The organism is Burkholderia lata (genome assembly GCF_000012945.1).
Taxonomy (GTDB): domain Bacteria; phylum Pseudomonadota; class Gammaproteobacteria; order Burkholderiales; family Burkholderiaceae; genus Burkholderia; species Burkholderia lata.
In genome coordinates this window covers 1,158,828-1,185,218 of record NC_007511.1, presented here as the reverse complement: position 1 = coordinate 1,185,218, position 26,391 = coordinate 1,158,828, and the positions used below count along the sequence as shown (strand labels likewise).

35 protein-coding genes and 2 pseudogenes are annotated in these 26,391 nt (G+C 62.1%); 21 read left to right on the top strand and 16 right to left on the bottom strand.

Annotation, left to right across the window (positions count from 1 at the left end; translation table 11 throughout):
* The first annotated feature begins 538 nt into the window (after window positions 1-538).
* The 5 genes from BCEP18194_RS28075 to BCEP18194_RS28055 all read left to right on the top strand — a co-directional run bounded on the left by BCEP18194_RS28075 (window position 539) and on the right by BCEP18194_RS28055 (window position 6,724).
* Window positions 539-832: a hypothetical protein gene (locus BCEP18194_RS28075; protein ID WP_011354664.1), complete on the top strand. Its 294-nt coding sequence runs from the start codon at window positions 539-541 to the stop codon at window positions 830-832.
* Window positions 829-1,878 carry a multidrug transporter subunit MdtN gene (gene mdtN / locus BCEP18194_RS28070; RefSeq protein ID WP_011354663.1) on the top strand — a complete coding sequence of 350 codons (1,050 nt, stop codon included), beginning with the start codon at window positions 829-831 and terminating at the stop codon, window positions 1,876-1,878. Before BCEP18194_RS28075 ends, mdtN begins: the two co-directional genes overlap by 4 nt.
* A complete protein-coding gene (locus BCEP18194_RS28065) occupies window positions 1,859-4,180 on the top strand; it encodes an FUSC family protein (protein ID WP_011354662.1) in 2,322 nt (773 codons plus the stop codon). Before mdtN ends, BCEP18194_RS28065 begins: the two co-directional genes overlap by 20 nt.
* Window positions 4,167-5,711, top strand: coding sequence for a TolC family protein (locus tag BCEP18194_RS28060; protein ID WP_011354661.1), 1,545 nt, complete (start codon window positions 4,167-4,169; stop codon window positions 5,709-5,711). Before BCEP18194_RS28065 ends, BCEP18194_RS28060 begins: the two co-directional genes overlap by 14 nt.
* A 305-nt stretch (window positions 5,712-6,016) precedes the next feature.
* Window positions 6,017-6,724 carry an MgtC/SapB family protein gene (locus tag BCEP18194_RS28055; RefSeq protein WP_011354660.1) on the top strand — a complete coding sequence of 236 codons (708 nt, stop codon included), beginning with the start codon at window positions 6,017-6,019 and terminating at the stop codon, window positions 6,722-6,724.
* 46 nt (window positions 6,725-6,770) lie between these two features.
* Here the strand turns inward: BCEP18194_RS28055 and BCEP18194_RS28050 are convergent, their stop codons facing one another.
* Window positions 6,771-7,490 carry an autoinducer binding domain-containing protein gene (locus BCEP18194_RS28050; protein ID WP_011354659.1) on the bottom strand — a complete coding sequence of 240 codons (720 nt, stop codon included), beginning with the start codon at window positions 7,488-7,490 and terminating at the stop codon, window positions 6,771-6,773.
* A gap of 73 nt (window positions 7,491-7,563) precedes the next feature.
* Between BCEP18194_RS28050 and BCEP18194_RS28045 the strand changes: the two genes are divergently transcribed.
* The 4 genes from BCEP18194_RS28045 (at window position 7,564) to BCEP18194_RS28030 (ending at window position 10,311) form a co-directional block, all read left to right on the top strand.
* Window positions 7,564-8,007 carry a DUF4902 domain-containing protein gene (locus BCEP18194_RS28045; protein ID WP_011354658.1) on the top strand — a complete coding sequence of 148 codons (444 nt, stop codon included), beginning with the start codon at window positions 7,564-7,566 and terminating at the stop codon, window positions 8,005-8,007.
* Window positions 8,008-8,221: 214 nt separating this feature from the next.
* Window positions 8,222-8,830, top strand: coding sequence for an acyl-homoserine-lactone synthase (locus tag BCEP18194_RS28040; protein WP_011354657.1), 609 nt, complete (start codon window positions 8,222-8,224; stop codon window positions 8,828-8,830).
* A gap of 51 nt (window positions 8,831-8,881) precedes the next feature.
* A complete protein-coding gene (locus BCEP18194_RS28035) occupies window positions 8,882-9,646 on the top strand; it encodes a hypothetical protein (RefSeq protein ID WP_011354656.1) in 765 nt (254 codons plus the stop codon).
* 278 nt (window positions 9,647-9,924) lie between these two features.
* On the top strand, window positions 9,925-10,311 hold the full coding sequence (locus BCEP18194_RS28030; protein WP_041493245.1) for a VOC family protein: 387 nt from the start codon (window positions 9,925-9,927) through the stop codon (window positions 10,309-10,311).
* A 21-nt stretch (window positions 10,312-10,332) separates the two neighbouring features.
* Here BCEP18194_RS28030 and BCEP18194_RS28025 read toward each other — a convergent pair whose 3' ends face one another.
* The gene (locus BCEP18194_RS28025) at window positions 10,333-10,899 is read right to left on the bottom strand and encodes a GNAT family N-acetyltransferase (RefSeq protein ID WP_011354654.1); all 567 of its coding nucleotides are present in this window, start codon (window positions 10,897-10,899) and stop codon (window positions 10,333-10,335) included.
* A gap of 517 nt (window positions 10,900-11,416) precedes the next feature.
* Between BCEP18194_RS28025 and BCEP18194_RS41410 the strand changes: the two genes are divergently transcribed.
* The 3 genes from BCEP18194_RS41410 to BCEP18194_RS41400 all read left to right on the top strand — a co-directional run bounded on the left by BCEP18194_RS41410 (window position 11,417) and on the right by BCEP18194_RS41400 (window position 13,410).
* Entirely contained in the window at window positions 11,417-12,166 is a 750-nt protein-coding gene (locus BCEP18194_RS41410; RefSeq protein WP_157687276.1) for a hypothetical protein, read from the top strand.
* A 43-nt stretch (window positions 12,167-12,209) separates the two neighbouring features.
* The gene (locus BCEP18194_RS41405; RefSeq protein WP_157687274.1) at window positions 12,210-12,776 is read left to right on the top strand and encodes a hypothetical protein; all 567 of its coding nucleotides are present in this window, start codon (window positions 12,210-12,212) and stop codon (window positions 12,774-12,776) included.
* A 70-nt stretch (window positions 12,777-12,846) separates the two neighbouring features.
* Window positions 12,847-13,410 carry a hypothetical protein gene (locus BCEP18194_RS41400; RefSeq protein ID WP_157687272.1) on the top strand — a complete coding sequence of 188 codons (564 nt, stop codon included), beginning with the start codon at window positions 12,847-12,849 and terminating at the stop codon, window positions 13,408-13,410.
* Here the strand turns inward: BCEP18194_RS41400 and BCEP18194_RS42395 are convergent.
* The 6 genes and pseudogenes from BCEP18194_RS42395 to BCEP18194_RS27995 form a co-directional block, all read right to left on the bottom strand.
* Window positions 13,407-13,592 (bottom strand): annotated as a pseudogene (locus BCEP18194_RS42395) (hypothetical protein); the annotation flags it as partial. The gene BCEP18194_RS41400 and the pseudogene BCEP18194_RS42395 overlap by 4 nt on opposite strands.
* Window positions 13,593-13,595: 3 nt before the next feature.
* Window positions 13,596-13,757, bottom strand: a pseudogene (locus BCEP18194_RS42390) (DNA circularization protein); the annotation flags it as partial.
* Between the two features lie 41 nt (window positions 13,758-13,798).
* Window positions 13,799-14,902 carry a phage portal protein gene (locus BCEP18194_RS41395; RefSeq protein WP_011354651.1) on the bottom strand — a complete coding sequence of 368 codons (1,104 nt, stop codon included), beginning with the start codon at window positions 14,900-14,902 and terminating at the stop codon, window positions 13,799-13,801.
* Window positions 14,902-15,150: a gpW family head-tail joining protein gene (gene gpW, locus BCEP18194_RS28005; protein ID WP_011354650.1), complete on the bottom strand. Its 249-nt coding sequence runs from the start codon at window positions 15,148-15,150 to the stop codon at window positions 14,902-14,904. The genes BCEP18194_RS41395 and gpW overlap by 1 nt, the downstream gene beginning before the upstream one ends.
* 11 nt (window positions 15,151-15,161) lie before the next feature.
* The gene (locus BCEP18194_RS28000) at window positions 15,162-17,159 is read right to left on the bottom strand and encodes a phage terminase large subunit family protein (protein ID WP_011354649.1); all 1,998 of its coding nucleotides are present in this window, start codon (window positions 17,157-17,159) and stop codon (window positions 15,162-15,164) included.
* A complete protein-coding gene (locus BCEP18194_RS27995; RefSeq protein WP_011354648.1) occupies window positions 17,137-17,727 on the bottom strand; it encodes a hypothetical protein in 591 nt (196 codons plus the stop codon). The genes BCEP18194_RS28000 and BCEP18194_RS27995 overlap by 23 nt, the downstream gene beginning before the upstream one ends.
* Window positions 17,728-18,001: 274 nt before the next feature.
* Between BCEP18194_RS27995 and BCEP18194_RS27990 the strand changes: the two genes are divergently transcribed.
* Entirely contained in the window at window positions 18,002-18,799 is a 798-nt protein-coding gene (locus BCEP18194_RS27990; RefSeq protein ID WP_041493243.1) for a hypothetical protein, read from the top strand.
* Window position 18,800: 1 nt separating this feature from the next.
* On the opposite strand, the gene BCEP18194_RS27985 is transcribed toward BCEP18194_RS27990, so the two are convergent.
* The 3 genes from BCEP18194_RS27985 to BCEP18194_RS42480 all read right to left on the bottom strand — a co-directional run bounded on the left by BCEP18194_RS27985 (window position 18,801) and on the right by BCEP18194_RS42480 (window position 20,467).
* The gene (locus BCEP18194_RS27985) at window positions 18,801-19,400 is read right to left on the bottom strand and encodes a hypothetical protein (RefSeq protein ID WP_244273092.1); all 600 of its coding nucleotides are present in this window, start codon (window positions 19,398-19,400) and stop codon (window positions 18,801-18,803) included.
* Between the two features lie 183 nt (window positions 19,401-19,583).
* Window positions 19,584-19,982 carry a hypothetical protein gene (locus BCEP18194_RS27980; protein ID WP_041493242.1) on the bottom strand — a complete coding sequence of 133 codons (399 nt, stop codon included), beginning with the start codon at window positions 19,980-19,982 and terminating at the stop codon, window positions 19,584-19,586.
* Window positions 19,983-20,239: 257 nt separating this feature from the next.
* Entirely contained in the window at window positions 20,240-20,467 is a 228-nt protein-coding gene (locus tag BCEP18194_RS42480; RefSeq protein ID WP_425266340.1) for a hypothetical protein, read from the bottom strand.
* Window positions 20,468-20,603: 136 nt separating this feature from the next.
* Here BCEP18194_RS42480 and BCEP18194_RS41390 point away from each other — a divergent pair, with 136 nt between their 5' ends.
* Window positions 20,604-20,768: a hypothetical protein gene (locus tag BCEP18194_RS41390; RefSeq protein ID WP_157687270.1), complete on the top strand. Its 165-nt coding sequence runs from the start codon at window positions 20,604-20,606 to the stop codon at window positions 20,766-20,768.
* A 523-nt stretch (window positions 20,769-21,291) separates the two neighbouring features.
* Here BCEP18194_RS41390 and BCEP18194_RS27970 read toward each other — a convergent pair.
* From BCEP18194_RS27970 to BCEP18194_RS27955, 4 genes are all read right to left on the bottom strand, one after another.
* The gene (locus tag BCEP18194_RS27970) at window positions 21,292-21,651 is read right to left on the bottom strand and encodes a hypothetical protein (RefSeq protein WP_157687268.1); all 360 of its coding nucleotides are present in this window, start codon (window positions 21,649-21,651) and stop codon (window positions 21,292-21,294) included.
* A gap of 65 nt (window positions 21,652-21,716) precedes the next feature.
* A complete protein-coding gene (locus BCEP18194_RS27965; protein WP_041493240.1) occupies window positions 21,717-21,977 on the bottom strand; it encodes a hypothetical protein in 261 nt (86 codons plus the stop codon).
* Window positions 21,977-22,216 (bottom strand): hypothetical protein, encoded by a 240-nt coding sequence (locus BCEP18194_RS27960; protein WP_063712432.1) that lies wholly within the window; start codon window positions 22,214-22,216, stop codon window positions 21,977-21,979. Before BCEP18194_RS27960 ends, BCEP18194_RS27965 begins: the two co-directional genes overlap by 1 nt.
* Before the next feature lie 151 nt (window positions 22,217-22,367).
* The gene (locus BCEP18194_RS27955; protein WP_041493239.1) at window positions 22,368-22,883 is read right to left on the bottom strand and encodes a hypothetical protein; all 516 of its coding nucleotides are present in this window, start codon (window positions 22,881-22,883) and stop codon (window positions 22,368-22,370) included.
* A gap of 423 nt (window positions 22,884-23,306) precedes the next feature.
* Between BCEP18194_RS27955 and BCEP18194_RS41385 the strand changes: the two genes are divergently transcribed.
* From BCEP18194_RS41385 to BCEP18194_RS27945, 5 genes are read left to right on the top strand one after another with little or no spacing between them, the layout of a single operon-like run.
* Entirely contained in the window at window positions 23,307-23,447 is a 141-nt protein-coding gene (locus tag BCEP18194_RS41385; RefSeq protein ID WP_157687266.1) for a hypothetical protein, read from the top strand.
* 27 nt (window positions 23,448-23,474) lie between these two features.
* Complete coding sequence (locus tag BCEP18194_RS41380; protein ID WP_157687264.1) at window positions 23,475-23,621, top strand: hypothetical protein; 147 nt, start codon at window positions 23,475-23,477, stop codon at window positions 23,619-23,621.
* A gap of 46 nt (window positions 23,622-23,667) precedes the next feature.
* The gene (locus BCEP18194_RS42290) at window positions 23,668-23,790 is read left to right on the top strand and encodes a hypothetical protein (RefSeq protein ID WP_279626956.1); all 123 of its coding nucleotides are present in this window, start codon (window positions 23,668-23,670) and stop codon (window positions 23,788-23,790) included.
* Between the two features lie 23 nt (window positions 23,791-23,813).
* On the top strand, window positions 23,814-24,038 hold the full coding sequence (locus BCEP18194_RS27950) for a hypothetical protein (protein WP_041493238.1): 225 nt from the start codon (window positions 23,814-23,816) through the stop codon (window positions 24,036-24,038).
* A gap of 8 nt (window positions 24,039-24,046) precedes the next feature.
* Window positions 24,047-24,364, top strand: a complete 318-nt coding sequence (locus tag BCEP18194_RS27945; RefSeq protein ID WP_011354642.1) for a hypothetical protein — start codon at window positions 24,047-24,049, stop codon at window positions 24,362-24,364.
* 338 nt (window positions 24,365-24,702) lie between these two features.
* Here the strand turns inward: BCEP18194_RS27945 and BCEP18194_RS27935 are convergent, their stop codons facing one another.
* On the bottom strand, window positions 24,703-25,350 hold the full coding sequence (locus BCEP18194_RS27935; RefSeq protein WP_011354641.1) for a hypothetical protein: 648 nt from the start codon (window positions 25,348-25,350) through the stop codon (window positions 24,703-24,705).
* Between the two features lie 196 nt (window positions 25,351-25,546).
* Between BCEP18194_RS27935 and BCEP18194_RS27930 the strand changes: the two genes are divergently transcribed.
* Together BCEP18194_RS27930 and BCEP18194_RS40280 are read left to right on the top strand one after the other, a co-directional pair.
* Complete coding sequence (locus BCEP18194_RS27930; RefSeq protein WP_011354640.1) at window positions 25,547-25,969, top strand: hypothetical protein; 423 nt, start codon at window positions 25,547-25,549, stop codon at window positions 25,967-25,969.
* Window positions 25,969-26,352: a hypothetical protein gene (locus BCEP18194_RS40280; RefSeq protein ID WP_041493237.1), complete on the top strand. Its 384-nt coding sequence runs from the start codon at window positions 25,969-25,971 to the stop codon at window positions 26,350-26,352. Before BCEP18194_RS27930 ends, BCEP18194_RS40280 begins: the two co-directional genes overlap by 1 nt.
* Window positions 26,353-26,391 lie beyond the last annotated feature (39 nt).

Below are 26,391 nucleotides of genomic sequence, written 5' to 3'. Positions count from 1 at the left end.
CGTCTTGCTCGAAGGCGCCGCGCGTCGTCGCTCTCGCAGACGAGCAAACGAGCAAACGAACAGACAGCTCGGGCCGAACACCCGCCGCGCATCTGCGTCACCGATCGCGACGCGCTGCAGCACTTCACACGCAATCCGGTCGACCTGCTCGTCAACATCGTCCCCCGATCTGACGGATCGACCCCATTCCCGTGCGTCCGAACGGCAATCGGCCGTTTCCGCACCGATTCCGCGCTGCCGACACGACAAATCAGCCACCCTTCGTTCGTCTGACGATCCTTTACAGTCCGTTAGCAACCCTACGCGAGCTTGCACTGGCAGAATCGCGACGGTCCGACCATCATTGCGGAAACGCGGTGCCGAACGGGCGGATGCGCCCCCCCGGGCGGCAATACCCCCCACGGCGCGCCGGGCGGGTGGCTGGCGGTCCGCATCGCGCTGATTTATTATCGGCTCCGTATCCCGGAATCGTCGTCGCGGCGACGATCCGCATTGCGCCGTGCCCGGCATCCACCCCCAACGTCGAGCTCGTCACACCATGAGAAAAACAACGCCGCGCGCGCCCTTGCGCGTCGCCGCCGTCCTGGCGCCAGCCCTGCCGCTCGCGGGCTGCGCATCGCGCGGCGCACCGTCGTACGTCCTGTTCGGCGCGTATTTCCCGCTTTGGCTCGTCAGCGCGATCGTCGGCGTCATCGGCGCGATCGTCGCGCACCGCGTCTTCGTCGCGACCGGCTGGGCCGCCACGGTGCCCTACCAGCTGGCCGTCTGCACCGCGATCGGGCTCGTGGTCGCCGTCATCGTGTGGCTCACCGGCACGGGGCCGTTCGCATGAAGGCCGCCGGCATTGCCCGCCCCTCCGTCAAAGGCCGCGTGATCGCACTGGCGATCGTCGCGCTCGGCATCGCGGCACTCGTGTACGCGTACTACCGCACGACGGCCTACCCGTCCACCGACGACGCGTCGATCGACGCCGATGTTGTGCACGTCGCGTCGCCGGTCGGCGGCCGCATCGTGCAGCTCGCGGTGCATGAAAACCAGCGCGTCACGAAGGGCGACCTGCTGTATGTCATCGACCCTGTGCCGTACCGGTTGACGGTAGCCCAGGCGCAGGCCGACCTCGAGCTCGCGCGCGCATCGCTCGACACGCGCCGCCGTTCGCTGATCGGCGAGCGCTCGAACGCGGCCGTGGCCGCCGAGCAGGTCAAGCGCGCCACGCAGAACAGCGACCTGGCGACGCGCGACGTGAACCGGCTCGCACCGCTCGCCGCGCAGGGCTACGTCAGCGCGCAGCAGTTCGACCAGGCGAAGGTCCGCCAGCGCGACGCCGCCGTGTCGCTCACGCAGGCACAGGAACAGCAGCGCGCGTCCGCGCAGACGATCGGCGACGAGGCCGACGCGATCGCGACGCTGCATGCGCGCGAAGCCGCGCTGGCCCGCGCGCAGCATGCGCTCGACGACACCGTCGTGCGCGCACCGCACGATGGCCTCGTCACAGGCCTGAGCGTGCTCGCCGGCGAAACCCTTGCGCCGAACCAGTCGATCTTCACGCTGATCGACGCAAGCGAATGGTTCGCCGTCGGCAACTTCCGCGAGACGTCGTTGAGCCGCATCGAGGTCGGCGACTGCGCGACCGTCTATTCGATGATCGACCGCAGCCGCCCGCTGACGGGCAAGGTCGTCGGCGTCGGCGCAGGCATCGCCGACAGCGCCCGCATCAACCTGCCGCGCACGCTGCCGATCGTGCAGAACTCGGTGAACTGGGTGCACGTCGCGCAACGCTTCCCGGTGCGCGTGAAGCTCGACGAACCCGACGGCAAGCTCGTGCGCGTCGGCGCCAGTGCGATCGTCGAGGTCCGGCATGGCACTGCCTGCCGCTGAGGTTCGCTCGCCGGGCCCGCGCGAAGTCCTGCGACTGCTCGCGCCGTTTCCGGGGCGCATGTCGATTGCCGTGCGGGTTGCGCTGATCTGCGCACTGACCGCGCTCGTGACGGCCGCCTACGGCACGCCCGAAGCCGCGCTGTCCGCGTACGTCGTGTTCTTCATGATCCGTGCCGACCGCGTGACGAGCGTCGTGCTCGCGGCCGCGCTGCTGGTGATCGTCACGATCGTGATCGGGCTCGTGCTCGGCATCGCGATCTTCAGCATCGACTATTCGATCCTGCGCGTCGCGTGCATGGCCGTGCTGTCGGTCGGCTTCCTCTATCTGACGTCGGCCAGCAAGCTGCGCCCGGTCGGCGCGATCCTCGCGATGATCGTCGGCTTCGGGCTCGACCAGCTCGGCCTCGCGCCATTCGGCGAAGCTGCAACGCGCGCGCTGCTGTACATCTGGCTGACGATCGCGATCCCGGTCGGTGTCGCGATCGTCGTCAACCTGCTGATCGCGCCATCGCCGCGCAAGCTCGCGCACGCGCAACTCGCGAAGCGCTTGCGGCTCGCCGCGCAGCGGCTGCGCGGCGACGATGCGGCGCGCGACGCATTCAACGCCTGCCTGCACGAAGGCGACAAGCAGCTGCTCACGTGGCTCAAGCTGTCGAAACTCGAAGGCTCGTCGTCCGCCGCCGACTTCGCGGCGTTGCGGCAGGCCGTGGCATCGAGCACCGCGCTGCTCGTCGGCGTCGCGCTGGCCGATCGCGAGCCGGGCGCGCGGCTGCCCGACGCCTACGCCACACCGATCGCCGCGACGCTCGACGAGATGGCCGGCATCCTCGACCGGGGCGGCTACCCGGTCGACGTGACACTCGCGCTACCGCCGCCCGACACGCTGCCGCCGCTCGCGCGTGTTGCCGCGACGGACCTCCATGCGGCGATCACGCATTTCGCGGAACCGGCCGCAACGACCGATGTCGCTTCGACGGCTTCGACGGCTTCGACGGCTTCGACGGCTTCGACGGCTTCGACGGCTTCGACGGCTTCGACGGCTTCGACGGCTTCGACCGCTTCGACCGCTTCGACCGCTTCGACCGCTTCGACCGCTTCGACCGCTTCGACCGCTTCGACCGCTTCGACCGCTTCGACCGCTTCGACCGCTTCGACCGCTTCGACCGCTTCGACCGCTTCGACCGCTTCGACCGCTTCGACCGCTTCGACCGCTTCGACCGCTTCGACCGCTTCGACCGCTTCGACCGCTTCGACCGCTTCGACCGCTTCGACCGCAGCCCCCGAATCCGCCCCGCCCCCCGCGCCGCGCGGCGGCTTCTTCCTGCCCGACGCGCGCACCAATCCCGACCATATCCGCTACGCACTGAAGACGACCGCCGCGGCGATCTTCTGCTACCTGCTGTATTCGCAGCTCGACTGGTCGGGCATCCACACGTGCGTCGTCACCTGCTACATCGTGTCGCTCGGCTCGACGGCCGAGACGGTCGAGAAGCTCACGCTGCGGATCTTCGGCTGCATCGTCGGCGCGCTGCTCGGCACGGCGGCACTCGTCTTCGTCGTGCCGTCGCTATCGTCGGTCGGCCACCTGATGGCGCTGGTGTTCGCCGGCGGGTGGCTCGCCGCGTGGGTCGCATTCGGCTCGCCGCGCATCGCGTATGCCGGCTTCCAGATCGCGTTCGCATTTTTCCTGTGCGTGATCCAGGGCGCCGGCCCCGGCTTCGACCTGACGATCGCGCGCGATCGCACGATCGGCATCCTGCTCGGCAACGTCGTCGTGTATCTCGTGTTCACGCGCATCTGGCCCGTCAGCATCGGCAAGCAGATCGACGTCGGGCTCGCCGCGCTGATCGACCAGTGGCGGCGCCTCGTGCAGGTCGCGCAGCCGGCCGAGCGGCGCGCGCTCGCCGCTGAGGCGTTCGCCCGCCACGGCGCGCTCACGCAGGAGCTCGGGCTGGTCCACTACGAACCGTCGTGGGTGCGGCCGGCCGCCACGTGGCTCGCCACGCGACGGCGCGCGCTCGCCGAACTCGGCGCGCTCGAAGGCCCGCTGTTCCTGCTCGCCGAGCGCAAGCCCGGCGATGCGGCAATCGGTGCGCAGCTCGCCCGCGTGACCGAACCGCGCGACGACGAAGCCGCGCCCCATACGGATTCGCCCGCGCCGCCGGCCGCCCCGCTGCGCACCGCCCCCACCGACCCCGCACGCGACGCGCTGCTGAACCTGATCGACACGCGGCTCGCGCACATCGCAGACGCCGCCCGCCAAGCCACACCGAAGGAGCCCGTTCCCCATGCGCCTACCTGAACCGCCGGCCGCCTCGATCGCCGCCGCCGCCCTCACGACCGCCGTCGCGCTGGCCGGCTGCGCGACGTCGTCGATCGATCTGGCGCCGGAGGCGTCCGATCGCCCGTGGCAGCCGCAAACGTCGGCCGCAGGCGACATCGTGCCGGGCCCGCCGCGCGCGTCCGCACAAGGTTCGCATGACTACACGCTGCCCGAGTCGCCGGCGCTCGCGTCAGTCTCGCCGCCGGCCGCGCTCGACGCCACGCACGCGTACACGCTGCCCGAGCTGATCGATCTCGCCGAATCGGCGAACCCGTTGACCCGTATCGCGTGGAACGACGCACGTAACGCGGCGCTCGCGGTCGGCCTGGCCAAGACCGCCTACCTGCCGAGGCTGTCCGCGACGGCCATGGGCGGGTACCAGGCAAACCACGGCTCGACGTCGTCGATCCTCGGCGACTCGTCGAGCAACTCCACCGTGCACGGCACCATCTCGGCGCTGTCGCTGCAATGGCTGCTGTTCGATTTCGGTGGCCGCTCGGCGCGTGTCGAAGCGGCCGAGCAAGCGTCGATCGCGTCGAACGTCGCGTTCACGGCCGTACACCAGCAGGTGATCCACGAGGTAACCGTCGCGTACTACCGGTACGAAGCCGCACGCTCGCGCGCGCTCAGCGCCCAGCAGGGCCTCGCGAACGCGGACGCGATCCTCGCGGCCTCCCGCGCGCGGCTCAAGCATGGCGTCGGCACGGTCGTCGAGCTCGCGCAGGCGACGCAAAACCGCGCGCAGGCAAACCTCGCGCTCGTGCAGGCGAACGGCACGGAGAGCGACGGCTACCTCGCCCTCGTCTCCGCGCTCGGCATCTCGCCACTGTCGAAGCCGACCATTGCCGCGCTGCCGAAGCGGCCGCTGCCGCCCGCGCTCGGCTCGTCGGTCGACGCGATCGTGTCGGATGCGATCGCGCGCCGCCCCGACCTGCAGGGCGCGTTCGCGCTCGAAAAGGCCAATCGCGCGAAGATCAAGGCGGCGGAAGCCGCGTTCATGCCGAAGATTTTCCTGTCCGCGTCGACGTCGTACGCGAGCGGCGGCACGTCCATTTCCGCACTGCCCGCGATCGGCGACCAGGCGCCGACCGTCAACCTGAACGGCAGCCGCTACGGCGGCGGCGTGTTCCTCGGCGTGACGATTCCGCTGTACGACGGCGGCCTGCGCTCGGCCGTGCTGATGCAGGCGCGCAACGATGCGGAAAGCGCCTCCGCGCGACTCACGCGGACCAAGGAGGAAGCCGTCCGACAGGTCGTCGCCGCGCAGAACGCGGTGCAGACGAGCCTTGCGTCGCACGACGCCGCGAAGGCGCTCGTCGATGCCGCACAGACGAGCTACGACGCGGCGCTGACCGCGTACCGGAACGGCGTCGGCTCGGTTACCGATGCGACGATCGCACAAAGCCAGCTCCTGGCGGCCCGCAACGCGGAGGTCGACAGCTATGCCGGGGCGCTGTCCGCTGCTGCCGCGCTCGCGCTTGCGACCGGGACGATCGGCTCGGCGCAGTAGCGCAACCGCCGCGAGGCGGTTGACGCATGCGCGCGCCGCCCACTAGAATGCCGCCCATTCTTCCTTCAGGAACCATCGTGGACAGTTGCAGCACTCCGTTGCGTGCGCCGCTTGCCGCCTGAACGCCTGTCCGACGCAGTTCTCCTGCCCGGCTCGCGTTCCGCGAGCCGCACGCCTACCGTTTCACACTGAATGACGCATTCGCGCGGTACAGTACCGCGCGATGACGGCTATCTTCGCGTCGCCTTCGGCCTTGCGCCGCAGCGACGCGAAACGGCACGCGCTCCTTGCACGGCAGGACAACCATGACTTTCGATTTCGCACTCCGTCTTTTCACCGCGTTCGCCTGCGGCGTCGCCATCGGCATCGAACGCCAGATGCGCCAGCGCACGGCCGGCCTGCGCACGATCACGCTCGTCGCGAGCGGCGCCTGCCTGTTCGTCACGCTCGGCGTGCTGACTGGCAACGGCGTCGCGGGCGTCACGCAGATCGCCGCCTACGTCGTGTCGGGCGTCGGCTTCCTCGGCGGCGGCGTGATCATGCGCGACAAGGGCTCGATCCAGGGCATCAACACCGCCGCGACGCTGTGGTGCTCGGCCGCCGTCGGCGTGCTGTCCGGTTCCGGTCATTACGTGCCGGCGCTCGCCGGCACCGGCGTCGTGCTGCTGACCAATACGCTGTTGCGCAGCGTCAGCCAGGCAATCAACGCGACGCCGGTATCGAACGCCGATCTCGTGCGCGAATACCAGATCACCGTGATCTGCCTGGCCTCCGACGAAGTGCACATCCGCACGCTGCTGTCGAACTCGATGTATGCGAAGCCGCTGTCGTTCCAGAGCCTCACGAGCGAGGACGTGCCCGACCAGCCGGACCGGCTGAAGGTGACCGCGACACTGAAGCTGCATCCGAAGGATCAGCAGAAGCTCGAGCAGATCGCGAGCCGGATGAGCATGGAGAAGAGCATTTCCAGCGTGAGCTGGACCGCGAAGGAAGCGGAGCCGATGATGGAGTAAGCGGCCTGGCGGCAGCCGCATGTCGCGCTGCCGCCCTCACGCCCTGTCAGGGCGTCTCGATCAGCCCGGCCGAGATTGCCTTGACGACCGCCTGGACCTTGTTCGTCGCACCCAGCTTCTCGAGGATGTTGTTGACGTGGAAGTTGACCGTCCGCTCCGAGATGCTGAGGATCTGGCCGATTTCGCACGCGGTCTTGCCTTCGGCCGTCCAGCACAGCACCTCGCGCTCGCGCGCGGTCAGCGTGACGCCCGCCGCCGGCGCCAGCTTCGGCACCACGAAGCGGCTCATCAGCGAATGCGACAGGTTCGCGAGCCAGTTCGTCTGCAACGTCAGCATGTTGATCTCGGCCGGCGTCAGCCGGTCGGCATGGCGGGCGATGCTCAGCAGGCCGAACGCACCGCGGGCCGCCCAGCTCGACTGCGCGACCCCCACCGACAATCCGTAATCACGCGCGTCCTGCCACAGCGGGCACGGTTCGATCCGGTCGACGTCCGGCCAGACGATCATGTTGGTGCTGAGCGCGCCGTCGCGAACCGTCGAGTCGATCTCGATGTAGTTCTGCGCCTGGTAGTGCGCCATCCAGCCGTCCGGATAGGTATTGAAGATCGCGACCGCGGGCTTCGAAACAGGCAGCGGGACGCGAATGCCGTAACAGCAGTATTCGAATCCCAGCCGTTTGGAATAGGCGGCGATCCGCTGGAAGAGCTGCTGCTCATCTTCCGCGGCGCTGAATTGTTGATAGGCATCCTGCCAGCGCAGTTCCATTCATTCTCCGACAACGTCACGCTGTCATACTTGTCAGGTTCCAGCACCCGTTCGAGGCTGATACATTCCGCGCATGACTTCACCTTTGCTGCACCCGGTCCCCGGCCCGTCCCCGGACGGCTACGTACGCCTGTCAGAAGGCGCACTGGCCGTGCTTGCGCTCGACCATGTCGCAAGCGGCCTCGACACATCGCTGCGCGAGGAATTGCGCGACAGCGCAATCGACGCTCGCCTCGCCGGCTATACCGAATGGCATCGCCCGGCCAGTGCCGGCGTCGCTTACGTGACGATCGGCTGGGACTGGTATCTCGACCGCGCGACGGGCACGTTCGTGATCGCGGGCGGCGACGTCCGCAGCAACGTGATGGCCATCGACGCCACCGGCGCCGACATCGGCATGTTCCACACAGCCGCCGCGCTCGCCGCACGGCTCGCGTGCATCGACTGGCCCGCCGCTGTCGCGTCAGCCCTGCTCGGCCACAACGACGCCTATCATGCCGGTCCGACGCTCCAGTGACAACTGGCTGCACACCTATTCCTCTGACAATTTACGCGATGCTGGCGCTCTTTATAAGCAAAAGCGCCACGGTTTTCAATCCCGTTGATCAAGAAACCGTTACCACGTCCTAAACGACGTCTTTCCGGCGTCACCCTGTAAGAGTTACCAGTTACAGCCCCCTCGTGCTGCGCGATGTAATGCACGCATACAAAAGCACAGATCCGAGGACACCATGCGGACCTTCGTTCACGAAGAAGGGCGGTTGCCACACGAACTTGCAGCGGATCTCGGGCGCTATCGGCGCCGTGTGTTCGTCGAGCAGCTTGGTTGGGCGCTCCCGTCGGCGAACGAAAGCTTCGAGCGCGACCAGTTCGATCGCGACGATACCGTGTACGTGTTCGCGCGAAACGCCGACGGCGACATGTGCGGATGTGCGCGCCTGCTGCCGACGACACGCCCGTACCTGCTGAAGTCGCTGTTCGCCGACCTGATCGCCGAAGACATGCCGCTGCCGCAATCGGCCGCCGTCTGGGAGTTGTCCCGGTTCGCGGCAACCGATGACGAAGGCGGGCCGGGCAACGCCGAATGGGCCGTGCGTCCGATGCTCGCGGCCGTTGTCGAATGCGCGGCGCAGCTTGGCGCGCGGCAGTTGATCGGCGTGACGTTCGCGAGCATGGAACGGCTGTTCCGCCGGATCGGCATACACGCGCACCGCGCAGGCCCGCCGAAGCAGGTGGACGGACGTCTGGTGGTCGCGTGTTGGATCGACATCGATCCGCAAACGTTTGCCGCACTAGGAATCGAGCCGGGGCAGGCCGCCCGGCAAGCCATCGCCGCTTGAACCGGAACGCGCGTTTCTGTCAGGGCGGCATCGTAACGAAGGAGAATCAACGTGGACCAGTCTCAGGTCTTTCGCGCGATGATGCCCGGGTTGACGAGCGCCAACGGCGCCCGCATCGCGGTCGCCTACCCGTCGTTTCCCCGGCCGCTGCCGCTCGTGCGGCTCGACCGTCGCGGCCTCGTGTTCCGCGCCGGCGGCGCCGCGCCGCTCGTCTGCGGGCTGCCACGCGCGGCGACGCTGCTGGTTGCGGACGAGCCGCTCTGCTCGCTGCGCCTCGTGATCCGCGACATCGCTCCGGCCGGCGAAGGCCGGTATGACCTGACGATGCAGCCGTCCGGCGCCGCTGGCGACGAACTGCTGTGGCATGCGCTGCGCGATCGCGAGCCCTACCGCCGGATTCGGCAACCGCTCGCGCCCGTCGACACATCCATCGCATCCGACGGTGAACCGCACGCGTCGGCCGGCGAAGCCGGGCTGCGCCCGTCACGCAGCGCGGCCTTCCGGCTGCCCTGCCACAGCGACGCACTGTTCTTTGCCGATTGGCTCGAATATCACTTCGACGAGTTGCGTGCGCTGTCGCAGCAACATGGGTCGCAACTGCAGCTCAACCAGCTCGAGCGACAGGTGGCCGACGACGAGGTCGGCGTGCGCTTCGTCTACGACATCGACGGGCACGCGACGCGGCACGCGCTGACTGACTGCGCGCGCGAGGCCTGTGCATGGATCGAGACGGAGATGCGCGACAAGTACGCGTTACCGGTCGCGCAGGAGCGTTTCAGCGCGTTTGCGGCGCACGCCCGGGCTGGCAGCATGTGAGTGCGACGCAACAGAAAGTTGTATCGATACAACTAGGGCTTGCCATGCCTCGGGTTTTCCCTTAAATTTACGTCTGTCTCCTCCATGTCTCCAAACATGGATTCAGCCCGCTCAATGCAGCGGGCTTTTTCTTGCCTGCACACTTTTTCGGGGCCATATCACCCCCTCCCCAACTCCCTCGCCGGACGCGACGCGCGATGATGTCATCCGCTTGCCTCACGCAACGCGCATCGGCCGGCTTATCATTGACCGGCCCGCCACTCGCCCCCGAGGCCATCTTGCACGCCCATCTGCGCATTGCCCGCCCGGTCAGCAACCTCGCCCGCACCGAGCGCATGTATCGCGACGCCCTCGACCTGTCCGTTCTTGCGCGCTTTGAAGATCACGACGGCTTTTCCGGCGTGATGCTCGGGCGCGACGGCCTCGACTATCACTTCGAATTCACGCACTGCCCCGACCATCCGATCGCGCCGTCGCCGACGCCCGAAGACCTGATCGTGTTCTACCTGCCTGATCGGCCGGAATGGGAAGCCGCCTGCGCGCGCGCCACGGAGCATGGCTTCATGCCGGTGACGTCGTTCAATCCGTTCTGGGAAATATCCGGCCAGACTTTCGAGGATGCCGACGGCTACCGGATCGTGCTGCAGAACGGCACGTGGCGCTGACAGGCGAACGCGCGTGAGCCGTTACGCGCCGGCCAGACCGGCGGCGCGGGCGGCATACACGACGTGCCGACGCAGCGCGTGCCCTTCCGGCAACGCTGGATGGTCGAAATCGCGCGCGGGTTGACGCTGCATGCCGAGCCGCTGCATCACGCGTTGTGATCGCAGGTTGGTGTCGGCCGTCCACGCGAAGATCTCGCCGAGTCCGATCCGGTCGAACCCGTCGCCCAGTGCGGCAGCGGCTGCTTCGGCAGCGTAGCCGTGCCCCCATGCGTGGCGCGCCAGACGCCACATGATCTCGACGCACGGCGCCATCGGATGCGTTGCACGCACTTCGTGCGACAGGCCGCACACTCCGATCAACGTCGCATCGGCGCGGCGCTCGACCGCCCACGGACCGAAACCGTGTGCATCGAAATGCGCGTCGAAGCGCGCGATGACGTCGCTCGCCTCGTCAACGGACATTGGGCCGCGCGCGAGCCACGCAGTCACGTCCGGATCCGCATGCATCGCCGACAGCGCGTTCGCATCCGCCGGCCGCCAGCGGCGCAGCGTCAGACGTTCGGTTTCGATCTTCGACGGTGTGGACATGGGGGAGACGGATCGTTCAGGCAACGTCACGCGAGCGCCGTCGCAAACCCGAAAGCGGAACGGATAGCGGGGAAATGGAAATCGTCGCCTTTGCCGGCGACGATCCTGGGAACGGGTGATGAGAAACGGGCGCTGGCGCGCCCGCGGCGATTACTCGTTTTCTTCGAAGTAATGCTAGTCTCATTGCTGTAGCTCAGCAAATCACAAACCCACGCCAAAACCTACGCCCAACTTCCCAACCTCACGGACAAACATCTGCTACTATTTGGCATCGCATCAAAGTTGAGTTCGTTTCCGTCAGCGTCCGGTGATACGTCTATCATCCGACAGATGTAGGTACGGAGTTCATGAACCTGAAGTGACGGGGACTTCGCCTAATGACGCAAACCCTGATTCAGCTTTGCTGCATCAACAGCGCGATCGATTCAAGTATTCGCGCAGCACATCCGTAAACAATACTACGAAAGACGCACCTCAACCTCGACGAGGCGGTCACGGCGGTGTACAAGCTATCACTATGATCTATCGGCCTCAAACGCTGTTTGTCGACTTGAGCAAAGAGATGTCCGCTACTTTTGAGCGCGGTCATCTGATCCCCAAAGACTCTGAGCTTGCTCTGAGTCTCGGCGACCGCATTGACAAGTTGAGCGAGGCAATGGCAACCGATGCCGCCAAGCTCCGCGGATTCCTGCATGTCATGTGTGGCGACTTAGACGGAGCAATTGCTGTTCTAGCGGGTTCGGGTCTTGCGCCGAGCCGGCGTGACTTCGAGATCTTTGCGGCTCTGACGAACTTGGGATATGCATCACGCGGTTTAGAGCTATATTCAGTTGTAGGATCTCCAACGACTGGTTCCTTCACTAAGTGCCTACCCGGTGGCATAGCGCTTGGAGCCTTTCGCGCAATTGGGCGATTTTTAACTCAGGCGGAAACGATGCACCTCTCCAACATGGATGGAGTCCCCGTCGAGATGCTTCGCACGGCGGAACGAATCCTTGAGAATGCAGGAACTGACGATGCAGCTGTTGCTCGCGTTTTGGACGTCGCCGGCCATGTAGTTCGCGAGTATGGACTGGTCCATACAGGAACTGTGCAACTTGATGCGTTTGACTCAACAGATTGTGTCAAGCTTCGCTATCGATTTGCCATATCTCCCGATCAGGCAGCTTGGCTGTACAACGAATTCCTCGACCGCCTTTTTGACGAGAACGTTCCCGTGCCTTCGGCTTTTGTCGTATCTTTCGAAGGACAAAACATCACGCATTGATTGCGTGCTATGCACAACAACGTAGAATCCTCACGGTTACGATATGAGCGTCACTACAACGGACCTGCTGACTGCGGCACATAAAATATTTACGACGGGGACGTGTGAGGCAGATTGGCGCAATACCTGTTCGCGCTCCTATTACGCCATCTATCACGACCTCAAAGCGTTTGCGGACTCTTTGACGGCAGCGGCTTACCGCGGCAACATAGCGGGGGCCAAACCTGGGATGCACCATCAACTGTACACAGGCCTGAAAAACCCGACGGTACCCGCAAGCGATCCGAGACGCAAACTATCTTTCAAGTTGGGTGTAATGGCTCAGAGCCTTCATTCTGCCCGAGTCAAGGCGGACTACCATCCGGATCAGTCAATTGATCAGGTCGAGGCAAACGTCAATTTGACAGCCGCGCAGAATATTCCTGCGTTGATAGCTGGGCAACCAGTGGGCACACCACTTCCGAAATTTGGCGGCACGTCGGCTTCAGGCAATATTATCGCCCCTGGCACGACGCCGTCCGCACCTTCGAATGCACCGGCACGGCCGGCCGCGCCAGCATCAACTCTGCAAAAAAAATCGGGGCAGAGTTCATTGAAAATTATCAAATGAAGCGATGCAACTACACTACGGGCCCGCTGCGTGCGGGCTTTTTTGTGCGCGCGACGAACGAGCAAACATCATGACGCTTAGTGAACTGACTACTCCGACGTGGTGGCTTACCGCTGTTGCCGGCGCCGTAGTTCTAAAAGTATTGAGCGACTACACAAAAGTAGGGATTGAGAAGGCCATTTCGAAAGGACTGTCTGCATGGTCATCGCGCTCGAAAACGGCTCGCGATCGATTTGATACCACCGTCAATGCTCTCCGATCAAGCGGCGAACTACGCGAAGATTATTTTCAACGTGAAATCAGAGTTCGGTCACTCGCGACCCAAGCACTAACTCTCTCGGTGCTTTGCGCGGTCTTTTTTGTCGTGCTCTACCTACTTTTTATTGCTCCCCATCTTGATGAATGGAACAAAATGCCATCCGACAAGTTGTCGTGGCTGCTCCACGATTCAGACAAACTGACGACATTAGGACTACTCATTGTCTATGCAGTCATAACAGTTATTTCAGTCTCGACTGCGATCGGAGGAGTCCTCAAAGGTGAGTACATGGGACGAGCTCTGCACATAGCGAATAAGAGCCTACTCAAACGCAACAATGAAAGCGAACAAACCGAGGAACAAACAGAAAACTAGTCTAAATCTTTAGTCCGCTCAATCATCGGCTCGTCCATCATCTCGTCAGCAGGATAGAGCTGCAGCATCGCTCGCGCTGCCTCGACGTTCGACGTCGTCAGCCATTCCTCCCAGTCGTCCGGATGCAGGATCACGACCGCCCGTTTCTCGTCGCCGAGTTTGTGCATCCGGGAAAAGATCGGGTAGGTGTGAACCGCCTGTTGCCGACCGGTCGAGTTTCGAATCTCAAAGACGCCGAACGGCACGCCGCCATAACTGGCCTCTTGAAGTGTCGAAAACCAATCGCCCGTCAGGAGCGACGCAGCATCGCTAACCGCCGACGCCAGCCCACCGATGCTGCCGACCACGGCCAGGACGTCGGTTGTTGTCGATGCCACCGCAATTCTCCTTAAATTCCGTCAAGCCGGTATTCGACTCGCGTAGGCAAATAGTTCCCGTCGGCCGTCTTCGCCTCGGCCCGCATCCCTTGCGGCACGTTCTTCATGTCGAGCGTGACGTGCATCGATTGCGGCGCACCAGCGCCGGCGGCGCCTGATGGCACCGCACCGCCTGACGTCGGGCTGGATCCGGCCATATTCGCTTCGACCGCAGCGATGTATTTCCGAGTCTCGTTCGGCGCAGCGCCAAGCCCAGCGCGATTCAGGTTCCCCTGCCCCCAGTTGTACCCGGCCAGCGCGCGCTCAAGATCACCGCCGTTCGCTTTCAGTAAATCGCTATACATCCGGGCCGCGGCCGTCGCCGACTGCTGCAGATCGTTCGGATCCGTCAGGCCATATTGCTTCGCGGTTGCCGGCATGAACTGGAAATGCCCCATCGCGCCCTTCGGCGAAAGCATGTTCGCGCCACGCCCAGATTCGACTGTCCATACGCTATCGAGAAGACCACGCGGCAGCCGATATTGCGCCTCGAGATCCGGGTCGATCACCTGGTGTGCGGTCGCGTAGCGCGCACGTCCGACACTGACCCGTTGAGGCAGGTAATGCATCTGGCCAAGGCCGTCGCCGTCGACGATCTTGTGTCGGAAAGCGACCTGGAACAGCCCGGGCATAGGCAGCATCCGTTCGGCGTCGCAGTAGAAGCCGGGATCGTGCGCCCATGCACGGTAATTCGCCTCGACCTGCTGGCCGAATTCATCGGCCCAGACGTGGTCGAACGCCTTGTTTCCGGTCAGCGCGCGCAGCGCGACATGGTCCGGCTTCGAGATCGGCCGGAAATCCGGGCCGATGACGTTGTCGAGCGTCCGCATCACTGCGGCCGTCGCCCACCCGTCATTTCTGACCAGATCGCGCGCACGGGCCGTGATCCGGTCGTGGTACATGTTGATCTCCCCATCGGGAGACCACAGGTACGGATTCCAGTCTTCAACGTGCGCGCCGTATAGGTTCGCAGCGTCGTAGGGAGTCTGGCTCGCTCCGGACAGCATCGACGCACGCCCCTGGCGCGGGGGCAGCGGTTTGCCGTCCACGCCGAGAATTTGTACGGGATTGTCCATTAGCGATACACGAATCGAATTTGCCTGCGTGCTCGGCGCACGATGCCTAGCTGCTCTTGAAGTTTCGAGATCAGACCGTCGAGAAGACCGAGATCGGTTTGTCGGTACGTGACCGAGCGCGAGCCATCGCTCTGCGAATAGCTGGCGCTCGCGACCGACTGGCCGGCGGCCAACTGATCGTAGGCCTTCAGCAGCGCGGTTAGCTGCGCCTGCAGGTCGGCCCTGCTTCGTCCATCGTATGCACCCATCACCACTCCCGTTATGCGAGGCGGCTCGCGCGCGACTTGCCTCCGCTGTTTGACCCGCCCACCTTCTTCACCATCGGCCCACGATCCTGTACAGGAATTGGAGCCTCCATGACTGGCTCTTCCTTCGTCGGTTCAGGTGCTATGTAAGGCAAAGGCGTGTACGCGGCACGAACTTCGTCGGCTGTCACGTTCAGGCGCAACCCAAGGTGCAGCAGGCCGCATAGAGCTGCGTATCCGTACACACGGCAATCGAGCGCCTCGTTCGTACGGCCGCGCGGTAGCTCCCATACCTTGTAGACCTGGCCGCCCGAGACTTTGCGAACTTGACGTTCAGCGGTGAGTTGCGCGTAGTAGTTGATGTCTCGATCTGTCGGGAAGTGCATATACCCGGGCCCCGGCGCATCGACATGAAGTCGATTCCGAATCGTGTCTTTCGCCGCGTTCACGCCGATAATTACCGGGCGAAACGACGCGCGCGTCTTGCGCGTCGGTTTCTTCGTCGGCCACACCGGATTGCGCTTTCCGGCTACAGCCGACTCGCCCTTGATTGCCCAGATACGGCGCCCCAAACGCGCCTTCGAGAACTCGTATACCTTCTGCGTGTGATTGCCGCCCGAGTCATGGCAAACCGCCATGATCTCGAAGCCGCGACCATCCGCGCGATGCCAGATCCGCTGCAGGAACCCATCGAGTCGGTCCCACGGATCGGGGGTTTCCATATCGCCCTCGATCACCTCATAGGCGACCGACCAGCTCTCCTCGTTGCGCCCCCAACCGATCACTTCGACCTCGAAGCGATCACCTTGCGTGTCGACACCCGCCGTGAGCACGGCGACGCCGTCAGGAACTTCGGCCGACCACACCTCGGCGCGAGCCGCAAGTCGATCTTCCTTCAGCGCGCGGTCGCTGCGATCCTCGTACGTCTCGCCAAGCACCAGGTTGATGAACGTCTGCCGCGCCAGCGGGTCGTCCTTTACCTCCAACCATTCCTTGACCAGATTGCGCCACGACGCATTCGGGAACAGGCTGTAGCCGGCCCAGATATGAAAACCCGCGTGACCGGCAAACGGCTTCGCCGCGCGCCATTCGCCACGCTCGACCATATCCGGCTTGTCGACGTCATGGATGATGCAGCCGTTGTGGCGGCAGACGTAGTACGCGGTCTCAGGCAAGCCAACGCCGTCGGCATCCTTGTCCCACTTCATCCCGTGAGGCGTATCCGGGCCACCCCACTCAAGCACCTGGAATTCGCCGCAGTGCGGACATGGCACGTGATACCGCCGCTGGTCGCTATTCTCGAAACTCTTCTCGATTCGGCTGAAACCCTTCACCGTCGGCGTACTGCCGAGAATGATTTTCCGGTTCCAAAACGACTCAGTTCGCTTGATCCCCAACTTGATCTGGTCGCCTTCCTTCCCGGCCCCCTGGACCGGGTAGCCGTCGACCTCATCGAACGCAACGATCCGTGCAGTGATCCGGCGGAAGCCGCCCGGACTATTCGCTCCGACGAACGACGTCGATGCACCGTTTCGGTAGACGCGCTTCAGGATCTTTTGCTTCGCGTCCTTCCTCTTCAGATCGCCGACGATCTCCGCAAGCACCGGGGTGTCCCGGAGCATCGGCTCGATCTCAGTGGTGCTGTAGTCCTCGGCATCCTCGACGCGAGGCTGCACCACCAGCATCGGCGACGGATCCTGATGGATGAAGTACCCCGCGACGTGGTCGAGGATCTTCGTATAGCCGACTCGCGCCGATTTCTGGACCGTAATGGTCTCGACCGTCGGATCGGTCACCGCGTCCATGATCCCGTTCTGATACGGAAACGCACGGAAGCGACCAGTTTGCGCGCTGGTCTCGCGAGACAGAACCGCGTACTTATCAGCCCACTCGCTCAGCGTCAGCTTGGGCGGCGGTTGGATATTGCGCCGGCGCGCATCCAGTAGCCCGCGGCGCAACGCGTCATATCCGGAGCTATATCGCCGCGCTTCAGGCGGGGCGATCGACTCCATCCCGGGTTAGCTCCTCGAGCGCTTCAGTAATAATTTCTTGCAGAGCGTCCTGCACTTCGACGGCAGATTTCAAACGCTGGATGCGTGGGGCGTGCTCGGCAGGTATCGCGAGCAGCCGGGATCGCACCTTGGCGTACTCATCGCCGACAGCCTTCGCTACGTCCGACACGGCAACGACTAGGCCGGCATCGCGGTCGTACTCGAGCTGCGCCTGCAGCGCGAGGTAGTTCTCTTTCACGCGCTTGGCTTCGTCGACATTCATTTCAGCGCCGGTCGCGACGAGCACACGCTCAGCAGCCGTCGCGGCGGTCTCGCCGTCGCGGATTGTTACCTCCGAGTTTCGCGAGGTAACACGTTTCGGCGTGAGATTTGCCTTGTTACCCTTAGTGTTACCTTCCTCGGGCTGGGTAACAGATTGGATGCCGTCGCGACGGTACCGCTTGAGAAGCGCGTTGGACGAATCGACGTCCACCTCATCGCCCGCAAACACAAGCCAGCCGCGCTCCTTCCACTTCGTGACCGTCTTTCGACTGACGCGGTGGAGGACTGCAAACTCGCTCTGGTTCATGGTCGGCTTGTTACCCTGTTACCCAAATTTGAAAAGTCTGTAGCTAGAGAATAACCACGGCGCGCAATTGCCCGTGACCCTCCCCCGTCTGGAGGGGACCCGTTCGGTCGCGATTGAGGCGCGACTGTATTTGGCGATCTCCCCATTCGCTGCAACCGAGATCACTTGTGGTGCCGAGTTGATCATCCGAATTGAGATGCATCTGCATTGGCGTCTCCACTTCGAGGGCATCCCGGTGTAATCTCGCGATCACCCACCTACTCGCAAACCATTCATGACAAACCCCTTTTCCGACACTGTAATAAACGACCAGCGTCAATGGATCCTCAGCGAATACGGTGCGCATAAGATAGGCATTCTGCCGTTCTGTGCGCTTAAAGACATCGAGGATCTGAGAAAATTTCCGTCTGAGAAACGCCATCAGCATCCGTTGACACTTAGCACGATCAAGGGCGCTTCCGATAAATCCCGCGAAGCTCACTGCGCGTCCCTCGGATACAGGGTTATGTGGACACGGTTTGACAATGACGATTATGCCGAGGACTTTGCCACTTTCCTAAGAAACAACTACGAGAACCATCCTGGAAAAGTGAGCGGGTTCCACGCGGACCACGTATTCAGTCAAAAAAGGGCGGCCGCCTCGAGTGAAAAGTGGACAGCGATGGCGTTGTGCTCTGGCCCCCTCAACTCTTCACATGGCGCCGGCCTTGAGAAACAGATTATAAAAGGTATCAACAGTGACAAGGAGATGCGTCTCCTCGATACAATCGGCCTGTTCAAGTGCTTCGGAATGAGGCTACGTCGCACAAAAGACGCGGGGTACATGCCTACCGATGCCGAAATGCAAACGATCGCAACGCTTCTGGACATTACAGTTGAAGCGCTAAAACAAGATCTTCAAACCCTGACTCAACGCATAGCCTTCCGACCACTTACCAACGCGTCGTCCGATGTGCCCGCGAGCCATTTGTCGGCGACATCCATCGATGTGGCGGCACCAGATCTGATAATTCACGACATGACCGAAGAAGAGCAACAGGTGTTTTCGGCGCGCTTTCCAGAACGACGGTAGTTCATTTAGCGATCGCCTTCGCCATCGCGACGTCGAGCTCGCGCCGGAACACCGCCGCAACGACACGCTTGCCGACGCCGCGGTAATCGAGGTGCTGCCGCACGTCGTGTGCGTCCTCGAACTTCATCATCAGCTTCAGGCCGGCGGCTTTGCCGCGGGTCTTCTTCGTGCGCTGCCATACACCATCGACGACACCGGCTTTGGTCTGCACCTTGCCAATGAAGACGTTCGGCTTTCCCTTCAGTCGAGCCATCGCAGAGCGCGGCAGGTTCCCGTACTGGTTGACCTTCTGCGCCACGGGCTTGATCAGCGCACGGCTGTTCAGCTTGTTCTTGCCGCCTACTTCGTAGGGCAGCAGGTACGAAACCGCGATCGGCTTCACGTACACCAGCGCGACGGGATTCGATTTCGTGGCGCGCTTGATCGCGACTGAATTCAGCGTGAAAGGCGTCGGGTTGTCGAGCACCTTGCTCATGTTCTCGCGCTCGGCGTCGCGCACCTTCTCGACAGTGGCGTTGATTGCCTGCGCCGTCGCGAAAGGCAAGTGCTTGCGCGCGAGCGCATCGAGCTTCTTCGATAGTGCGCGAACGTCAGATTTCACCGAGAGCGTGAGCATTGCGAGCTACAAGAATAGAAAATCCCGCGCGGCCGGAAGCCGGCAGGACCATGCACGAGGCAAATGAAAAAGCCCGCGAACCTTTCGGCCAACGGACTTTCGGAAGACGCATCTTCCCGGGACTAAATGTAGCAGGCCTTTGATCGCGTTGCAAAGCGCCCCAAACGGTTATTTTGAGTTGCCGGAGAAGAAGCGCTGCGCCTTCTCCGTGGTCGGAGCGACAAGGTTCGGATATTTCGCAAGCACGTGGGCATATGCTTCATAACAACGTCTGCCGGGCGTCGGTCCTGCTGGAATCCTGGTAGAGATTGCCCAATCAAACATTGTTGCAATCGGCCCCAGATACAACGCCTTCAGGCCAGCCACGGCAACTCTCACGTACTTAGTCCAGTCCGCGACAGCCCAGTTACAAGCCATATTGGCGCCTCTAATCTCGCGCTGCACCTCGGAAGGTTGATATGGGTTTTCGAGATTCTCGACTGCTTTGCTAGTTTGATCGTGAATATCGACGACGGCATCGTTCTCGCCGAGACCATATGGCATCTCGTCGAAAAAGACAGCGAACATTGACAATCCTACAAGTACGAAACAAATCGGAGCCCACTTCCAGTCAGACCACGTAGCCTCTAATCCAAGTGCAACGCTTGCGGTCGCCACACCCGCCGCGCCCAAATATGCGACCACGCTCCACCACTTGTGCTCTATGAGATTTGTCGCGATAGCGCTAATGCCAAGGACAACAATCACGCCACAGCTGGCCCAGCGCAGCATTGATCCAACTGATGGCATTCTTACCCCCCCGATTCGCTAATCTTGCGAATATATCAAGTCTCAACTGATCCTGGTACGTGCACTGGCAGGACACGGGATTCGAACACCTGCTCCAAAATCACCGGAAGGGCATTGCGCTCGACCTCTGACAGAAGCTCGAGCGAATCCGCGTTTTCGCTCTCACTCGAACTGATCCATTCTGAGTAATCGATACTTCGCCCATCTGGGACAACCGAACTATCGACGTCGTCAAGCCCCCCCCCGGCGCGGAAGAACGTGATCCGTCAGTCGCCGAATGCAAATTCGAAATTGCCACACCAGCTTTCATGTCAGGTCCTGACTTCCAATGATCTAACCTCGATCTGCCGAGCCATGCCTTTGCGCAACACCCCTTCCACTTCGGCCGCCGTGAGTTTCATGTCATTCCACTTCGACTTGCTACACGCACGTGAAGCCGAGGACTCAAATTTCAATCCGGCGCTGCTACCCGTTCGCAACACTGAATTGGTTCTGCAGGACTTCCCAGATTCTGGCGCATTGATCGGTGTTATCCCCACCCTCGAAAAACTCGATGCTCTCTGATGGAAACCCAACGTCAAACTTTTGATCGTCACTCGTGAAGCTAACGGAAATCGGGAAATCGCAGCGGTATTCGGGTGCCTCCTCCTTTTTCCCATCGTCATCCTGCTCACCTACTACAATGAGTCGAATTGCGAACCGAAGCCTACGCCCGCTCAGGCTATACCGTGTAAGATCTCTCGACGCTTTGGGCGTGTCGTTGCTGGACATACCGTCCACTAGGCACATGTTCCCGAGAACTCCCGGCCGCAGGCCAGATACTCCCTGGACACCATTGAGAATGGATACCGCAACGCGCGCAAGCACCTCCTTCGAGCGTTGACGATTTTTCTCCCTGCTCACCATTCCCTCAAGCGCCGCGTGTCTGAATTCGTAGAAATTTGCCATTGGACTCCCCAGTCTGAATACACAGGAGTCTACATCGAACGTTCGAATTCAAAGTGAAGCCCCCCTCGGAAGTTTCCGTCAACAAAGATAAAAGAGGACTTCTCACCTGACTCAATTGGCGTGAGTCCGTTTCCCCGTTTCACGCAACCTCCCCGATCTTGATCAGGTGCTTCGTCATGAATATCGGCAAAAGCGCAACCTTGGCGTCCTGATACGTCGCGTGCTGCGCGCCGGCCCGGCCGTTGCTCCATACGCTCGCACCGCATTCCTTGTTGCGCATGCTCACCGATACCGCGGCCCGCTGCTCGATCGTGAGCTGGTCGACGCACAGTTGAACCTGCTCGGACATCTGGTTTTCGACCCATTCGTCCGCCTGCTCGTCGAGCTCCTCATCGCTCATCGGCGTCTCGTAACCGCGGCACGTACGATCCTCGAGACGGTAGAAGTGCGCCAGTTGCACGGCATGCGACTGGCGGATCTGCCAGCGGTACCAGGTCATCAAGAGTTCTTCGATTTGTTGGCTCTGATCGGGCGTCATGTTCGTCCTGGTTTCGAATTTGATTTTTACCGCAGTCCCGCTGCGGCTCGGTATTTGGCGTAAGGGCCGCGAACGTATTGCTCGAACCGGGCTTTAGCGCGCGGATCGTGGTCGAGTTGAGCGCGACTCTCGATGCAGCAACGCGCACGGACGAATTCGGCCGCGTCCACCGGCGTGTTGGCCGGTTGCCCGATCGACCGCATCCAATCGAGGAATTCCGGCTCATTGGCCCAGAGGCCGGCGAGTCTCGCCAGCGCGCCGCCTTTCGGATGTTGTGCCGCACCCATCAGACCATCACCCGGAAAGGGATGCCCCAATACAGCATCCAGTCGATGAGAGATTCGCGGAGGTCGACGCCACGAGGGAACGAAAATTCGATTTCTCCGTTGTCCGCTTCCCGGCCGATCACCGGACACCCCGTGAACGCGACCAGACGATCGCCCGAGGCGGCATCAACCCGGCTTGCTGCGATCGCGCGTAAGGGCGCGGGTACCGATGAAAGTTCAATGCATGCCACTTCGCTCACTCGTCACCCCCGACATTCAATTCGAGTTCACCGCTATCCATTCGAACGAGGTACGGCGCCAGCGTCTTCGCGTTCCAGTTCACGGGCACACGGGCCGTACCTCCCGCCTTGGTGCCCGCGTCGACGCGTATTGGCCATGAGGTTCGCTTCGTCACGCGGCCTCCGCTTGCGCAACCTGCTCACGCGGAATGTCGTTGAAGTAGCGATAGAGACCCTCGTACTGCTCGTCGCCAAAACGCGCAGCATCGCGGAGCATTTCCTCCATCCATTCGCCCGGGCCCGCCGCCTTCACGACACGGGCCTTGAAGCGCATGAACACTTCGCCGTCCTTCTGCGTCACGCCGAGGCGCTTACCGTGCTCGGTGACGCCCGTATTGCTCTTGTGCCAGTTCGACGGCACAGCCGACACTCCAGAACCGGTCGCGGCACCGTCCTTGGCCTCCCAGATCCCGGTCCAGCCACGCAGCACCGATTCCTCGATTGCCGCCACCACGTCGCGGCCGTCCTCGTGCAGCTTCGCCAGCTTCTTGATCGTCACCTTCGCTGCAGGGCGAGTCCACGGCACGTCGGCCTTCTTTTCCTTCGCCTCACGGTGCTCGCACCAGTCAAGCCATGCGTCCCTCGGCAGCCAGTCGGGAAGATCCGCATCGCGAAGTTCGCCATGCAACGCAGTTCGCGGCCCGCGAGGGAGCAACCGGGCGGCTCAACGGTGTGGCCGAGAAACGGGGTAGCGCCCGACACCGTAACAGCTTTCAGTGAGGGCGCCTCAAGCCGGCGCGGCGGCTCTAAACAGCCCGTAAATGCATACGGTCTCGGTTGGTGGAACCGAGGCGCCCTCCCTGAGTGCTGTAACGTCGACTGCGCTGATCGAATGGCATTGACCACAGTGCCATTTCTTGAGCGCAGTCAGGCGGTGGGAAACGATTCAGGCACCAATTTATTTAGGAGTACGGATCTGCGAGCACCTTACTTATCGGCTTCGTCCTTGGGATTTTCTCCGCGGCGCTTCTGCTCGTCGTTGCCTTCGATCTCGGAAGACGCCGACGCGCCGGCAGCGCCACTGACCAACGCAACACGAAGGGGAACGACGATGGAAAACAACACTCGCCTTTTTACGCTCTATGTCGCCTACAAGGGCCGCTGCTTCCGCAATGGCGTGTACCCGCCGTACGACTTCGCGACGTGGCGCCGGCTGTATGCGTGGTGGGCGCTCGAAGGCGACTACGCCTAACAACCGCTCCCACTACAGGAGAAAGACATGAAGTGCTACCGCGTCAACTGGAAAGACCAGGACGGCGATGAAAACGTCGAATGGGTGAATGCCTGTGGCGAAGACGAGGCACACGACATGGCGCTCGCGCTTGTCGGTCACGAATTCTTCAGCATCACGCTCACCGGAATCTGACCAACCGCTCCCGCTGCGGCGACCAATCACACCACACCGAGACGTCATGAGCCAAACCGCCCGCGATCTGCTCGAGCTGCGCCGCGACCGCCCATTTTCTGACGAGCTCCGGCGCCTGGCACTGAATCTCATCGCGCCAGGCGTCGCGAGCGCGCACGGCGGCTGCTGACCCGACCACAACGAGGAAAGACCATGAATTCGACGAACGACACGGCGACTGGATCCGTGATCACCTGGAAGCGCGCGAAACAGGCTACCCGCCTGAAGCGCGTCACGCGAATGGCGTTCCGCGTCACCTGGAACGTGCTCGCCGTCCTCGGCGTGTGCTTCATCTATCTCCTCGTGACCGGCTATGCCCAGTATCAGGATCAGGTCGCGCAATCCGAAGTTCAATGTGCGGCTTCGCGCTGCATGTGAGCGCCCTCATGAACCAGATCAAGCACACGCCCGGGCCGTGGCTGCAGCATGCGCTTTACCCGGAGGTCCTCGTTTCGTCCCATGCACCGACGCTTTCGCTGCTCACGGTCGATGCGGCCGGCGCGGCTCGCTTCATCAATCGGGACGACTGCCGCATGGCAAGTTCCGGCCCGGAGGTTGCAGAGGCACTGCGGAACCTGCTTAGCGAGATCCCGGACGGAGTCGTCAAGTCGAGCACACGGATCGTCGCGGAAGCGGCGCTTGTGAAAGCTGGCTACCTGACCATCGCGTGGAAAAGCGAGCCGCCCAGGCATATCCGGATCTGAGGAGAGAACCTTTGATGCGCCCGATTCGGATTCGTCAACCGCACGTCGACAACGCCCTTCTCGCTTCATGTGACCGCACCCATAGCTATGCCGTCAAGGAAAGTCTCTGGGCTGGCGGGAGTGGCGTCGCAGTCGGATGCGTGCGGTTTCTCTGTGTCGCCTTTCGTTCGGGGGCTCTAGCGTGGCCCTTCTGAAAATCTGGCTTGGCGCCCTCGTTGCCATGACCCTGTTTCTCTGCCTTCAGGCGCTCCTGTAGGAACGTTCGAGTCGGACCGTGCTCGCACACGGTCGCGTGTAGGCCGCCTCCTTCATTTTCCCAAACAGCAACGACATACAGCTCAGAAAAATTGAGGCGGTTCGATTTCAACACTATCCCCTCCGACAATTTTGAGAAAATCTTGATAGTGCTTGTCGAGTTTTTCGAATCGATCGTTCATCGTGACTTTTAAGGAGTGGTCGCCGCCGTAGTATTCGTGAGGTTTAAATCGATTTTCATTGTAGTACACCATGAAGTCCACCAGACTTTCACATTGTCTGCGGATTCCGAGTACTGCTGCGACCAGTTCACCTGATTCGAGATCAAATACCGGCAGCGTACGAATTTGGTCAATCGAGTCCCGCATTGATTTTTCGGATACTGAAATAAATGCGACCGGGCTAAAATCTCTGTCTTCGGACGTAGAAAATTGCAGCTTCTTCACTTGCGCATATGCGTCATCCACCAAAGCCTTAAGGGTTGACCGTCTGTTTTGGAGTTGATCTGTGCGAAGTTTCTCGGCCAGTTCGCGTTGAAATTTTTCATCACGCTGTCCGAGAAGATACGCCCCACCGATTGTGGCGATCGACCCAATGGCCTGTATCCAGTAAGCCATATTTGCCGGGTTATAGGCATCTTTGCCTCCGTTCCCTGAGGCAACCCATGCAATCCCAACGACTGCGACCAACAAGCCGATAACTATGCCCACCATATTTTTCCAGACTCTCATTACACCCCCTTAAGTTTTGGTGCGAATCGTAGCACGACCACGTTATTCCCAAGTCGCGCAAATTCCGTTGCCTCGGATGCGCGGCTTTTTTTGTGGGCGGCTCGTGCAGCGCCCGCTCTTTTCGTTCCCCCCCTTCTTGGCAGTGCTTTGCGGGCGTCCTTCGTGGCGCCCGCTTCTTTTCTGATTTGAGGATGCGATGACCGAAGAAATCCTCGACGCTTTCGAGCTTTCCGGAATCACGTTTCATGAGGCATACACTCCCGCGCTCAAGACGCGCTTGAAGTTCGCGGACGGGAACGTCAATGCCAATCGCCTCATCTCAGCGGTGCGCTGCATTCTCGCAGGTCAGCCGGAGCCGCGCGCCGAGGTGACGGCAGTCAATCGCGAGGGGCGCCACTGGAACCCGGTCTACAACACCGATCCGGTGCAGCGCGCTTGTACCGAGCTACCCGATGGCTGGGGCGTCAACGCCTGCATGGAACGCGACGCCGGCTGGGTCGAAGTGTATGGGCCGAACGGCGAAGAACCGAATTTCGAAAGCGATGCTGACCACTTCGATTGGCGGATCCACGAAGCCATCGACTTCGCCATCGACGCCGCCCGCGCAGGGGGTGTGTGATGGGCTGGTCAATCGGATACGACGACAACTGGAAGCGAGACATCGGATACGATGTGCCGGCTACCTGCGATCACCCAGAATGCAATGCGAAGATCGATCGCGGCCTGGCGCATGTCTGCGCACACGAAGAACCCTATGGCGGCGAAGAAGGCTGCGGCCTGTATTTCTGCCACGCGCACCTAAGTGGTACCGGGATGTGTGAACGGTGCGCGACGAAAATCGATGATGGTCCGTACGTCGCCCCTTTCGAAGCGAAGCCCGATCACCCAGACTGGATCCGGTGGAAGCTCACCGACCCGAGCTGGCGTCAGTGGCGCGACGAAAACCCCGGTGAAGTCGCAAAATTGCATGCGGCCGTAGCCCGCACCGGAGAAGCATCGTGAGCAGCCGCCAAATCGGAACCATCGCGGCCGTCGCTTACC